The 13,172-nt window shown below is 70.4% G+C and carries 11 protein-coding genes and 1 pseudogene; 3 read left to right on the top strand and 9 right to left on the bottom strand.

The window, feature by feature from the left end:
- Both AC08OP_RS11035 and AC08OP_RS11030 read right to left on the bottom strand, forming a co-directional pair.
- The coding region (locus tag AC08OP_RS11035; RefSeq protein ID WP_476614104.1) for a type II secretion system F family protein at positions 1–795 on the bottom strand (795 nt) is incomplete at its 3' end.
- Entirely contained in the window at positions 795–2,102 is a 1,308-nt protein-coding gene (locus AC08OP_RS11030; RefSeq protein WP_476614103.1) for a CpaF family protein, read from the bottom strand. The genes AC08OP_RS11030 and AC08OP_RS11035, both read right to left, overlap by 1 nt.
- Before the next feature lie 593 nt (positions 2,103–2,695).
- On the opposite strand from AC08OP_RS11030, the gene AC08OP_RS11025 reads away from it, so the two are divergent.
- Entirely contained in the window at positions 2,696–4,438 is a 1,743-nt protein-coding gene (locus AC08OP_RS11025) for a PAS domain-containing protein (RefSeq protein ID WP_476614102.1), read from the top strand.
- Between the two features lie 24 nt (positions 4,439–4,462).
- On the opposite strand, the gene AC08OP_RS11020 is transcribed toward AC08OP_RS11025, so the two are convergent.
- The 6 genes from AC08OP_RS11020 to AC08OP_RS10995 all read right to left on the bottom strand — a co-directional run bounded on the left by AC08OP_RS11020 (position 4,463) and on the right by AC08OP_RS10995 (position 11,445).
- Complete coding sequence (locus AC08OP_RS11020; RefSeq protein ID WP_476614101.1) at positions 4,463–6,016, bottom strand: hypothetical protein; 1,554 nt, start codon at positions 6,014–6,016, stop codon at positions 4,463–4,465.
- A 439-nt stretch (positions 6,017–6,455) separates the two neighbouring features.
- On the bottom strand, positions 6,456–6,950 hold the full coding sequence (locus tag AC08OP_RS11015; RefSeq protein WP_462187078.1) for a DUF6912 family protein: 495 nt from the start codon (positions 6,948–6,950) through the stop codon (positions 6,456–6,458).
- A gap of 83 nt (positions 6,951–7,033) precedes the next feature.
- Complete coding sequence (locus AC08OP_RS11010) at positions 7,034–8,074, bottom strand: patatin-like phospholipase family protein (protein ID WP_462187079.1); 1,041 nt, start codon at positions 8,072–8,074, stop codon at positions 7,034–7,036.
- A gap of 231 nt (positions 8,075–8,305) precedes the next feature.
- Positions 8,306–8,809 (bottom strand): transcriptional regulator, encoded by a 504-nt coding sequence (locus AC08OP_RS11005; RefSeq protein ID WP_462187080.1) that lies wholly within the window; start codon positions 8,807–8,809, stop codon positions 8,306–8,308.
- Between the two features lie 528 nt (positions 8,810–9,337).
- A complete protein-coding gene (locus AC08OP_RS11000) occupies positions 9,338–10,675 on the bottom strand; it encodes a CpaE/TadZ family protein (RefSeq protein WP_476614100.1) in 1,338 nt (445 codons plus the stop codon).
- Positions 10,672–11,445: an SAF domain-containing protein gene (locus AC08OP_RS10995; protein ID WP_476614099.1), complete on the bottom strand. Its 774-nt coding sequence runs from the start codon at positions 11,443–11,445 to the stop codon at positions 10,672–10,674. Before AC08OP_RS10995 ends, AC08OP_RS11000 begins: the two co-directional genes overlap by 4 nt.
- 308 nt (positions 11,446–11,753) lie before the next feature.
- Here AC08OP_RS10995 and AC08OP_RS10990 point away from each other — a divergent pair, with 308 nt between their 5' ends.
- Entirely contained in the window at positions 11,754–11,990 is a 237-nt protein-coding gene (locus tag AC08OP_RS10990; RefSeq protein ID WP_011435224.1) for a helix-turn-helix domain-containing protein, read from the top strand.
- 20 nt (positions 11,991–12,010) lie between these two features.
- On the opposite strand, the gene AC08OP_RS10985 is transcribed toward AC08OP_RS10990, so the two are convergent.
- Positions 12,011–12,580, bottom strand: coding sequence for a hypothetical protein (locus tag AC08OP_RS10985; RefSeq protein ID WP_476593300.1), 570 nt, complete (start codon positions 12,578–12,580; stop codon positions 12,011–12,013).
- Between the two features lie 156 nt (positions 12,581–12,736).
- On the opposite strand from AC08OP_RS10985, the pseudogene AC08OP_RS10980 reads away from it, so the two are divergent.
- Positions 12,737–13,172 (top strand): annotated as a pseudogene (locus tag AC08OP_RS10980) (LysM peptidoglycan-binding domain-containing protein); the annotation flags it as partial.

Raw genomic sequence — 13,172 nt, 5'->3', positions numbered from 1 at the left:
GGCCGACACGGCGCCGCCCACCACGAGCACCAGGACCCCGGTCGGGCTGTCGTAGGCTCGCACGTTCTGCCCCCGGGTGGCCAACAAGAGCAGCACGATCCAGGGGGCGGCGAGCGCGAGCCGGGCGGCGTTCACCGTCCAGCTCTGCCGCGTCTCGAGCTCGGCGCGGGTGCGGGCGTCCTCCCGCAGGAAGGTGGACAGCGTGCGCAACAGCCGGCCGAGGTCGGTCCCGCCGACCTCCCGGGCCATCCGCAGTGACTCGATGATGCGGTCGGCCACCGGATCGGCGAGCTCGTCGGCGAGGCGGTCCAAGCAGGCCGAGAACGACCCGGTGGCACTGTAGTCCTCGCCGAACCGGATGAAGGCCGGTCGCAGCTGTACCGGCCCCCGCACCCCCACCGCGGCCAGGCCCTCGGGCAGCGACATCCCGGCCCGCACCGCGCTGGACAGGTTGTCGACAACGTCCGGCCACAGCTCCCGCAGATCATGCATGCGGGCATGCCGCCGACGGACCACGAGGGCCCGGGGCAGCAGACTCGCAAACACGACGAAGGCGCCGGCCAGCGACACGGTCTCGGTGAATGCCAGGACGACCAGGCCGACCACCAGGCCCAGACCCAGGCTGATCATGACGAACTGACGCGGGGTCACGCCGCGGATGCCCGCCTGGGCGAGCAGGTCGCTCGTCGACCGTTCCCAGCGCGCCGTCGCCGACCAGGCCGCGAACCGCGGCCGGCCGCTGGTGACGATGAGGAACAGACCCAGACCGAACAGCAGGCCGAGGAAGATGCCCATCAGCGCTCCGCGGCGATCTCGGGCCAGCCCCGGCCGGGCCGATGATGATGGTAATCATGGTCGCCCTGGGCCAGCAGGGCGGGCAGGTCGTAGCCGGCGCGGGCGAACCGTTCGGGATGTGGCGGGAAGCCGTCGGCGCGGACCAGTCCGTCCGCGCGCGAGCGGTAGATCTGGGCGATCTCGATGACGTCCCCCTCCGTCCGGCCGGGCAGCGCGACGACCTCGGTGACGCGGCGCCGGCCCGAGACGTCCTTCTCCAGATGGACGACGAGGTCCACGCTGGCGGCGACGGTGGGCACCACGAAGGCATGGCTGACGTTCTCGCCGGCGAGCAGGGGCAGGGTGCACAGTTTCGTCACGGCCTCGCGAGCCGAGTTCGCGTGCAGGCTGCACATACCGGGCAGCCCAGAGTTGAGCGCGATCAGCAGGTCGAGCGCCTCCTCCTGGCGAACCTCGCCGACCAGGAGCCGGTCCGGGCGCATCCGCAGGGCCTCCTTGACCAGCCGGCGCAGCCGGATTTCCCCGCTGCCCTCCAGGTTGGCCTGCCGGGTCTGCATCGCCACCCAGTCGGCGGCCCGCAGCTTCAGCTCGAACACCTCCTCGCAGCTGATCACCCGTTCCCGGGCCGGGATGGCCGAGCCGAGACAGTTGAGCATGGTCGTCTTGCCGGCCTGAGTGCCGCCCGCAATGATGATGTTGAGGCCGGCGACGACGGCAGCGTCCAGAAAGGTGGCCGCTGCCAGCGTGATCGTCCCGAGATCGACCAGTTCGTCCAGGCTCGACGCGGACAGCACAAACTTACGGATGTTGATCGACCAGTGCACCCGGGTGACATCGGGGATGACCACGTGCAGCCGGGAACCGTCCGGAAGCATGGCGTCGACGAACGGGGTCGAGAGGTCCACCCGTCGGCCCGAGGACTTCAGCATCCGCTCGACGAGGTCCTGGACCTGATCGGCGGTCAGAATGGTCGTCGTCAGCTCGCTGCGACCGGCCCGGGCGACGAATACCCGGCCCGGCTCGTTGATCCAGATCTCCTCCACGGTGGGGTCGTCGAGGTGGCGTTGCAGCGGCCCGAACCCGGCAACCGCGTCATAGACCAGCCGGGCGGTGACGTCCCGGTCGACGACCGGGGGAAGGTCACTGACGAGAACCCGTTCCTCATAATCGGCGAGCACCTCGTGAACGAGCTGACGCACCTGCGCCGGGTCCCGCACGGGATCGAGAGAACGCCGCCGGACGAGCTCTCTGACCTCGTCCTCCACGAACGATGTCGCGTCCAGCCAACTGCCGCGTGCCACCGCCACGGAAACCGCTGCTCCTCCGGCTTTCGTCTCTTCCCGCCCCGATAATTGCCACGAAGCGTAGAAAGAAGGTCACTGGTAAGCAACCCCCGACGCCGGGGGCAGACGCAACAACGTTCGCACAACCCCCACCGGGGGCATGGAGCGGGTAGGGCTCAGGTAGGCCACAGCCCGTACAGGGTCCCCCCTTGATCACCAAGGTTGCTACTCTCCGCAGTCAAAAAGCGGTCGCGGACCGGACATTTGTCATCGCTCTGTGCTCATATCGACTGCACCGACGGTGCACCAACCGCCCCGGAAACGCCCGCGCGATTTCTCCCTCGAAACGACGCCGAGGCGATAGCCTTTCGGCGGTCCCTAACCCGAACATCCCTGTAGTCGATATCGCATCGCTGGGTCGACAGGCGGAATCCCCCCACCCCGCCGGTCTCATCCAGCGTCCCACCAACGCCTGCCTCGGGGGTCCCTTCCGTGTCCGGTCAGCCAACAACCAGCGCGGTCGCCAGCCGCTCGCGAGAACCTCATTCGGCCACCAGGGCGGCGTTGCCCCCGACGCCTCCCCGGCACGATCCCCCGGAGTGGAAAGGGGCATCACGATGAGCGGCGCCCGGGATCCCCGATCGTCAGACATGTTCGACACGACCGCTTGGAAAATGTTCTGGCGGATTGTCGAAAACTGCCCGGTCGCGGTATTCGCCACCGATGCGGCAGGCCGGTATCTCTTTGTGAACCGGCCGTGGTCCAAGTTGACCGGCGTTACCCGCGACGAGGCGGTCGGATGGGGATGGCAACGCATCGTCCATCCCGGCGACGTAGCGAACGTCGGCAGCCGGTGGCGGCGCCTCGTCACGCACGGCGACGGGTTTTCGATCCAGGTCCGGTTGATCCGACCGGGTGAACCACCCTGCGACGCGGTCATGCAGACGATGGTGACCTCGGCAGGGGACGGTAGACAACGGATCGTCGGCACCCTCACCGTGCCGTCGGCCAGTGCGTTCGGGAACGCCGCCGGGCCGGTGACGGGTGTGCCGGTGACGGGTGTGCCGGTGTCCTCGCCGCGGGTCCAAGGGCGTCACTCCCCGATCGGCCCATCGTCCGCGGACCAGCCCGATACCGACGACGTCGCCGTCCAGGAACGGGCCGAACCCGACCTCGCTTCCCGCGAACCGACGTCTCACGAACCGGCGCATCACGAAGCAGCGCCTCACGAACCGGCCGATCTCGAACACCTTGACGACGGGCAGGCCGAGCTTGACCGCCTTCGCCGTCGCGAGGCGGCTTTCGAACTCGCCGCTCTCGATCCCGACCTCCTCGACGGGCACCTGCTCGATCAGGATCTCCTCGGTCTCCAGGCCCTCGCCTCCGATGGGGTGCCCGCGGGCGATCTCGACAGGTTCGGCGTGCTCGACGGACCGGGCCCGTTTGATCTGCCGGACCAGTCCGACCGGTCGGATCGCCCCGATCGGGTGGACGAGATAGCCCGCCTGGACGGGCTGGACGGGCACGGTGACACCGAGGAGACCGATCTCGTCGACGCGGCCGGGGACCGCGAGGACGACGGCGAGTACCCGCAACGCGAAGCACCCTCGGCCTGGCCTCGGGCCGACCAGTCCGACCAGTCCGACCAGTCCGACCAGTCCGATCGGGCCGATCGGGCCGCTCGGGGCTGGGAATGGTCTGTTCCGCTTCCCCGCCGGCCGGTTCCCGGCGAACCGACGCCGGGCCGGGCGACATCCCGCGAAGCCACCGAGGATCGGCCCACAGTCGGGTTTCCCCGCGGGACGCTCCCGCCTGGCGCGGAGTGGCGCGCGGCCGTGGCCCTGCATCGCAGCGAGAAGGACGACCTGCGTCCCTTCGGACGCGCCAGGGGCTCGAACCACACCTGTGGCTGCCTGTTCACCGAGGCCCGACGGATCGAGGAGGCATGCCGGGACCGGGAACGCTGGCTGACGACCCTGCTCGCCGAACTGACGACCGCCGTGCTCATCGCCGACCGGGACGGGCGTGTGGTGGCGGTGAACCAGGTGTACTGCGATCTGTTCGATCTGGCGGACCTGCCCGTCGACCTGGTCGGAACGGATTGCCGGCTGCAGCTGCGTCCCCGGCCCGGGCTGGTGGACGATCCATCCGGATTCGCGACGCGCCTGGACACCCTGCTCCGTCGACGGCGGACGCTACGCCGGGAGGCAGTGATGTTCGCCGACGGGCGGGTGTTCGAGCGTAGCCACATCCCGCTGACCGCGGCCGACGGCTACCGCGGCCATGTCTGGCTCTACTCCGACGTCACCGACCGCCGGATCCTGGAAGCTGAGATCGAGGGACTCATCTCCGGACTGTGACGAGCGAGGTGGACGGCGGTCCGGTCAGTAGACGCCGCCGTAGTGCCGGGCCTGCAGATCCTGGGCCTGGCCGACCCAATCGTCAGAGACGATGCGGTCACCGAAGCCATCCAGCCGGTGAGCGAGCCGCTCGACGTCGGTATCACCCATTTCGGCCAGCTGACTGAAGGTTGTGATGCCCAACGCCCGCAGCCGGGCCTCGATCACCGGGCCCACGCCGACAATCTCCTTGAGGTTGTCGCCGCCCGACCGCACTGGATCGAGGAGACCGTTCCACCGCGGCGCGGGTTCCAGCACGACCCGGCTACCCGTACCCGGCTGGCCGCTGGCCCCGTTCGTTCCACCGGTGCTCCTGCCACCGGTGCTCTTCACGCCGCCGCCACTCCCCTGACTACTCGACGGCGGTCCGCCCGGGGCCGGTGGCCGGTTCTTCGTGGCAACGCCGCTCGCCTGGACCGTCGCCCCCGAGATGTTCGCCTCGGGCGACAGAGCCAGGCCGTGCGCGGGCAGCGCGCTCTTCGACGGCCCCGCATCGTTCGGGGTGACCGCGAGGTTCGACGGGACCACGCCGCCCGCGGCAGCAACCCCGACCGCGACGGCGGCCTCGGCGGTGGGGGCAGCCTCGGGATGCTCGGCACCGGCTTTCTCGTCAGAGGAGGCCTGGCCCAGAAGCGCCTCGGATTTCGCGATCCGCCCCAGCAGGCTGAGCCGTTCGGCCGCCCATTCGGCCTGGTGCCGATCCAGCCGGGTGGTCATGGTGGCCACCTGGCGTTGCGCGTCCTCCGCCTCCGTACGGGCCATGGCCAGCCGGGAGGAGAACTTGGCCGCCCGGCCCTCGGCCTCGACGAGCTGTCTGCGCAGCAGCTCGGCCTCATGGGCGAGCTCCGCCGCCGAAGGGCCGGCGGGATCATCGCCCGCCCCCGGGGAGCCCGCCGGCACCGGGCCGGCGGCACCCGGGCCGGCAGTACCCTCGCCGGCGGCACCCGGGCCGGCCGGGAGGGCCTGGGCCGCGCCGGGTGTCACGGCGTACGCCCGGGCCCGCAGCGCTGCCTCGATCTCCTCGACCCGGGCGCTTGCGATCACGGCATGGCGCTCCGCCTCGGCGATCCGCCGTTCGGACTCCGCGGCACGCTGTTCGGCGACAGCGAGCCGGGCAGTTAGATCCGCCTTCTCCAAGGCGACGTCGTCACGCTGCCGGCGCAACCGGGCGATCAGCTCGGCGGCCTGCCCTGTGCCCGTGCCGCGGGCGCCCGAACCGGGGACACCCGTGTCGGCGTCGCCGACGCCCGCCGCCACGGCGTTCCCGGCCTCGGCAGCGTTCCCGGCATTCACGCGGTTCACGTCGTTCGCGGCTGCCGCCTGATCGGCTGACGGGACCGCGCCGGGGCGGGATTCGTCGAGGCCCGAGCCGGTGCCGGCCGGTGTCTCCCCCGATCCCGCCCGATTCCGCGCGGCGTCAGCGTCGGCGTTGCGGGCCTGCCGGCGCAGCGGCGCGATCAGGAAGACCCATGCCAGCGCCGCACCAATGAGCATCGCCACCAGCACGTACGCCAGGATCTGCCCGGCGAGGTACAGCATGGGCTGCCAGCCTCCTTACCGCGGTAGGTCGGTCGAGATCACACCTGCCAGCGGGGGTGACATCTCGGTACGAAGGTTGTGGGAAGTGGAGCCCCCCTCGGCGCCATCCAGGTGGTGACCCGGTCGCCGCCGCAAGGCTCCCCAGCATTATTCGCAACGCCCGGCATCGGCCGCACCCGGGGAGGTTCAACCGTTGTCCACGTCGATCTCCCTGGGTGGGAAATCACCGTTCACGGACGTCAGGCGACGAACAGCACCCCAGGGAGGAGTGAGGAGTATGGGAAGACAACCGCAAGGGCCGCCCGTCGGGAACATTTCACGCCAGCTGGTCACCAGTCCAGACAGCATGCCCCAACGAGCCGTCAACGTGCGTGGTCTCCTCCCCCGCGCGGGGGAGACCTCCACCCCCGCGCACCCAACATCCGCGTCTCCGTCGGGGTCAGAGAAGACCGGGGAGCTCCTGAGGCGCGAACCACAGCAGTTCGAAGCCCTCGACGCTGTCCACGGTGAAGGCGGCGTCATCCCCACCGAGATCGGCCTCGACGATGCACTTCGCCGCCGCCGCGACCGCCGCAACAACCTCCTCGTCGTCTCCGTCGTCGACATGGATGGCCTGCACGGCCGACCACGGCACCGGGAAGTCCACCTCGACGGCACCCTGCTCAAGATCATCTCGTACCCGCACCTCGCCGTCCGCGACATCGGCCACGAAGACCATGCGCCGGCGCGGCGCGGACGGGTCGGCGTCCAGCAGCCGCAGGCTTGCCCGGCCGGCGTCGTGCAGCGCCGCGTACTCCAACTCCTCCTCGGACTCCGACTGGGCGTACCACTCACGCGTCGCGGGGGTGACCGCGAAGCCGGTGCCTGGGGGGATGCGCGCGGACTCCCAGACCGATCGGGCGACGGCCAGCGTGGACGGGAGATAGATGCGCACCCGCTCAGTGTGCAACCAACCGGGGCGAGCCGGCTACGAGGACCAGACCAGCCACGAGGACCAGACCAGCCACGAGGACCAGGTCAGCCGGCCAGGCCGAGCCCAAGCCGGCCCCCGCTCGCCTCGGCGTCGTCGGTGGCCCCGGCCACGCCGGAACGGGCGGAACGGGCGGCGGCATGCAGGGCCTCGCCCGTCGTACGCAGCGCCGTCTCGAACACCTGGGCCCGCCGGGTCAGATCCATCACGTTTCCGCCGATGACCTCGAGATCCTCCGGACCTGGGCAGAGCACCGTCACCCGGGTGCCCGCCGCCTCCACCATCTCGACCTCCCGCATCAGCCGGCGGGTGGCGGCCCGGCGGACCTGGCGTTCGACCCGGGCCACCGTGCCACGGGGTCGGTCGAGGTGGAACGAGCAGGCCGGGGCGAGCACCAGGATCTCCGCGAGGCCCGCGTCGGCGAGAAGATCGACCGATGCGGGCGATCGGGTTCCGCCGTCAACGAATCGCTGGCCGTCCACCGCGACCGGGGCGTACCAGCCGGGAATGGCACACGACGCCATCACCGCCTCGGACAAGGTTGCCCGAGGCGCATCGGCCACACCGAACAGCACGCGCTCACCGGTGTCGAAGTTCATGGCCACCACCCGCAGCGCGGGCCTGGTGGGCCACCCGGTCGGATCGAGGCCCTTGCGGTCCATCGCCGCGGTCACCAGATCGCCGACCGCGGAGATCTTCCCACGGCCCTGTGGAAGCATCGCCGCCAGCGTGACCATCGGCGAGGACCGCCGGGGGTGCCGGGCACTGGCCGTCAGCAGCCTCGGTGAACCCATGCGCATCCGGGGGCGCGGGGGTAGGGAGGCACCGAGGTCGCGGTAGTCAAGAACGGGATCCCCCGCCTCGTAGATCCCCCGCTCGGAATTGGCCATCACGTCGATGCCGATCCCCAGACCGAGCAGGGCCGCGACCACCGAGCCGGCGGACGTGCCGACCACCAGGTCGGCTCCGCTCAGATTGCGGCCGGTCGCGGTCTCGACCGCCCGCATCGCGCCGATCATCCAGGCGGAGCCGAGCACTCCACCGGCTCCCAGGACCAGACCTCTGCGTGGGGCCCGTTTCCTGGTCATAGTCCACCTCCCGGCGCGGCGACCGGGAAGGGAGACGCATCGCGCTGGGATGCCCGCCGCCCGGCATGCTCGCTGCCATGTGGGCCGCCCGGTCGCACCTGGGCCGACCCGCCCACGAACGGCGTGCCCGCCTCGTCGGGACGGCCAGGGATGGGCCGGTAACAGTCCATGGTCCGCGTTGACCGTACCTTGCTGCTCCCGGCGCTCGAAGCGCCCGGGCAGTCCACCGGACTACTCCGGCGGCTCCTCGCTACTCTCTTCGGGGAAGCTGGTCTCCAGCACTCCCCAGTTCCGCAGCCGCTCGGCGAACTCCTGGGGGGTCGTGTCGTGGAGCAGGGCGAGCGCACGCACGTCGCCATCCCGGATGGACAGCACACGGCCGGCGTAGTCGTCCCGTTGGCGCTGGATCTGGGCGACCCACCGACGGACGAGAGCAGAGGAGTCCGGCGGAGCCTCGCTCAGCTTCTCCAGGTTGAGCACCGTACGTGGGCGACGCTCCCGCGGCGGCAGCTGATCCTCGTTGGGCAACAGCGCCGAGACCGGGACTCCGTAGAATCCCGCGAGTTCGGAGAGTTGATGCACGCTGATCATGCGGTCACCGCGTTCGTAGGAGCCAACGGCAGCGGTCTTCCACCGCCCCCGCGACTTCTGCTCCACTCCCTGCAGCGACAGACCCTGCTGTATCCGAATCGCCCGCAACCGGGCGCCCACGGCCTTCGCGTACTCTCGGCTCACCCGACACACCCCCAGCCGTCTCGAACGAGCATCACGTACCTCTCGCCACGCCCATAGGAGATCAAGGTACGACTCGTGTGGTGCTGGCGAGGCATGCTCCCACTAACGTAACGTTGCCGAAAGAGACCGCTCGCAGATACATATACGATGCTACGTTGCGTGACTTTCTTGTACGACTTCTCTCGCATCTCAGACTCTACGGATTAAGAAAGCTACTCTATGTAGTAAATTTTATAAGCTCGGAAGCTATCAGTGAGATCTCTCTCACGACTTGACCGAAGTCCCTCCACACAGCGATGCCCCCAAATTGCTCGCTGTAACCGCCCCCACTACACCAAGATGGCGACACGAATACTTTATGTCACGGTTACGCCAAGGGCGTAACCGTGAGTTGCCGACGCCGCGCAAGCAATCGGCCGGACGGCAGCAGGCCCAGCGGCAGGCCCAGCGGGGGATGCGGCCCCGGCTCGTCCGTCGGGACGGCCTGCCCGCTCACCAAGATCACCTGGTTCGCCGGACTCACCGAGTTCACCGGGCCTGGCGCCGCAGGCTCCCCCGCCGACGGCGGGGAGCCGCCGGGCGGCCAAGCAGCCGGCCGGCCAGCTCCCTGATCGCCAGCCGGGCCGGGGAGGTCGGAGCGATGTCACGCAGGAGCTGTCCGGCCACCTGGGCGGCGTCCAGCCCGGCGAGGTCGTAGGGCACCAGGGCCACCGGCTCGGTCCCGGTGTGGCGCAGAATCGCCCGACTGACCTCGCGGACCGGGTCTCCGCCCACGACCGAGGCGCGCAGCCGGTTCACCACGACAAGCGGGTCGACGGAGGGGACGGTCTCCCGCAGGTCGGACAGTCCCCGCACAAACCGGACCAGACCGACCGGTTCGGCAGACGCCACCGCCAGCACGACGTCGGCCGCGCCCAGCACGGCGAGCGTCGCTCCGTTACGCCGGGGCGCGGAGGTGTCGAACGACAGTTCCTCGTCCGTCTCCAGGCAGAACCCGCAGTCCACAACGACGAAGGACGCCAGGCGCCGGGCCATCGACAGCACGGTCTCAACGGATGCCGGGCGTAGCTCGGGCCATCGCGAGGGGCGGGGGATGCCGGGCAGCACTCGCAGGCCGCCGCCCAGATCCCGGCACAGTACAGCGAGCCGGGGCACGTCCAGCAGCCCCTGGTTGGCCGACCGGGCCGCCGCAGCCAGACCGGGGGCCTCCTCGAGCAGGCCGACGAGCTGCCCGACCGCGCCGCCGTAGGAGTCGGCGTCCACCAGCAGGGTGGAGGTCCCCAGCCCGGCGAGTTCGGCGGCCAGGCACAGCGCGATCGTGGTGCGTCCCGGCGCGCCGGCCGGACCCCAGACCGCGATCACCCGGCCCACCCGGCCGTCGCCCGGTCCGATCGGCCCCACGCCGTCGGTGACACCGATGGCCGGGGCGAGCGGCCCGAACCCGACGAGTGGTTCGCTGTAGGAACCGGGCGCCCGGGTCGCCGGCGCGGCCGCGTTCGTCGCCAGCGCCCGGGATGCCTCGACGACCGCTCCCGCGATGACCTCCGCGGTGGCGTCCGAGGGGATGACCGCGGCCACGCCGAGCTGCCGCAGCCGCCGGTCGCCGTCCTCGTCGCCGGGGGCGGTCAGCCCGACCACCGCAATGCCTGCCATGGCCAGGCGGGTCAACGCATCCCGGTCGAGCCGGCGCAGGTCCGCAGACAGCAGGGCAGCCCGGGCCGCGCCGGTGGTCGCCGCGGCCAGCAGGTCCGGCAGGTCGACGCAGCGGCGCACCACCGTAACCCCGAGGTCGCGACGATCGAAGGCCGAGACCAGGCCGGCCTCGACCATCGCATCGGTGACAGCGGTGAGGATCGGCAGGCTCACCGGCCGTACCCCGGCACGGTGGTCGGTCCCGTCGAGCCGACCCCACCGCGGGAGTCGCGCTCAATCTTCACGACGTCGACCCGCTCGCTCTGCGAGGCCGCGACGGCCTGGATGGCGTTGTCCACCGGCACGCGCAGCGTTAGCGAACGGTCCCCGCTGGTCAACTTCTCGAGGCTGACGAACTCGACGTCGTGCAGGACCAGCGCCTCGGCCCCCGCGCCCGCGGGCGCGGCCGGTGTGCTCCGGCCGGCCTGCTGATCGCCCCCGGTAGTGCTCGGCGCGACGGCGCCGCTCTGGAACACGAAGACGTCCACATGGTCACCCGGTCCGAGGGCCGGCAGCCGCCCGGCCTTCACGATGATCGGCACCAGCCGCGTCGGCTGGGTGTTCTGGCCGGCGAAGTCGGGCCCGCTCACCAGCTCGCCGGTGTCCACCGGCCGCGCCAGGGTGGCGCCGACCAGGTCGTCGAGACGGCTTCCCGGGTAGTAACGACCCGAGGTCCTCTCGTCGAGCCTGGCCGGCACCGTGGCGAGATCCCCAGCGATGATGATGTGCCCGGCCGGCATGTCCACCTTGGCGACCACCCACTGGCGGGTCGCGTCCGCGCTGGCGAACAGCCGCGCCCCGACGACCACCGAGACGAGCACGAGTAACACCCCGACGAGCAGCCGGGAGTCACGCCACCGTCGGCGGGTCAACCGACGGGCCGGGGGTGATGCCGGTGGCGGGGACGCCTCCGGGCGGGCCGGTGCCGCGGCGAGCTCGGTCACCGGGAGACCTCCCTTTTCTCCTGGCCGGACCATTGGTACATGTTCGCACCTTCCGGTCGCAGAGCGTACGCGGTCGTCGGCCCTGAGCCCAGCCAAACCAGCGAGGAATCGGATGCGGACCGAACGGGATCCGTCGACCTCTGGGCCAGGCGGGCACGGGTAGCGGACCAGTCCAGTACCTGCGAGCACGGGCTTTTGGCGGTATCCGCGTGCACTTATCCACAAGCACACGCATCCGGACGCGATAAGCGGTGGTATCTCTGATACACACGTGAGGAGAGAAATCTGCCCTCAGAAGGAGGACTTTGATGAACGACCGCTTCCTTCAACTCAGCGATGTGGCGGACATCCTCAACATCTCCTCCAGCCAGACCTACGCGCTTGTCCGCTCGGGCGAGCTCCCCGCCATCAAGATCGGGGGACGGGGCCAGTGGCGGGTGGAGCGCACCGAGCTGGAGGCGTACATTCAGCGCGCCTATGAACAGACCCGGGCCTTCGTCGCAGCCAATCCGATGAGCCGTAACGAGGCTCCGCCCGAGGACTAGGCGCAGTAGGCGCGGCGAGGTCAGGGGATCCGACGAACGTAGGCGATCGCGTCGAGGGGGATGGTCCAGCCGGAACGGATCTGGCCGCGCCGGGCGAACTCGCCGACGGCGTGTTCGGCCACCTCCAGGAAGTCCGAGCCGACCCGCACCGGCGTCCCGTGCAGGGTCACCCCGTCCACCAGCATGAGCGTGCACGCCGAGCGGTCCCGGACGAGCCCGCGCAGGACGTACCGCAGATCCAGCTTGGCCGCCAGCGGACCCTCATGACCCGGCTGGGCCGAGACCACCGGCAGGTTCTCCACGGCCAGCAGCGACCGCACCGGCACCAGAGCCTCCGTCGCGCCGGGCTCGGCGATGAGCAACCAGTCCACCCCCAGGGCCGACAGGGTGCCGTGCAGGATCTCGGGAGCGCGCTGACCACCCAGCACCCGGCAACGCGCCGGGTGTCCGACGACGGGTCGCATCCGATCGATCAACCGCAGGTAGGCAGCCTCCCGTCGGCTGCGGTCCGCGAGCTCGGCGGAGAGCTCGGCGGCCTCATTCGCCTCCCACTGCAGCTCCAGGTCGGCGAACAGATCCTCCCATCGCACGAAATTCCTCCCATAAAGGTAGATTTCGCTCACTTCCCCCCGCCACCCCTCACTCCCCACACAAGCAGGGTTGACAGCGAGCTTTCAGGGGTTTACACAAGCAAACGTAGGCAAACGAACGATCTCGACAACATCCGGCGGACAGGAGCACCCACAATGATCGCGAGGGCGGCTCGACAGACGCTGGCGCGGTTCGCCGGCGCGACCGCGGCCGCAATCACGGCGATCATATTGATCGTTTTCGGACCCCGGCTGGCCGACCTGCCGGAGAGCATCGAGGCCGCCCCAGAATGGTTCGCCGCCGCGCCCGAGCAGGCGCTGGCCACGATCATCGGGGTCGTCGCCTGGGTATGCCTGCTCTGGCTGTGCCTGGGGGTTCTGCTCAGCGCGCTGTCGGCCGTCCCCGGCGGAGTCGGCCGGCTCAGCGCGGCGCTGGCCCGCCGGATCGTTCCCCGCACGATGCGGCGGATGCTCGAGATCGGCCTCGGAGTGACACTCGTCGCCGGGGTGGCGCCGATCATCGCCGCGGTCCCGGCCTCCGCGGCCACCGGACCTGCGGGGACCGGTGTCAGTGCGGGCGCCACCGCCGCAC

The organism is Frankia sp. CeRuru1 (assembly GCF_977966315.1).
Note: the sequence above shows the minus strand (reverse complement) of the source record. Positions and strands in the feature narration are given on the sequence as shown.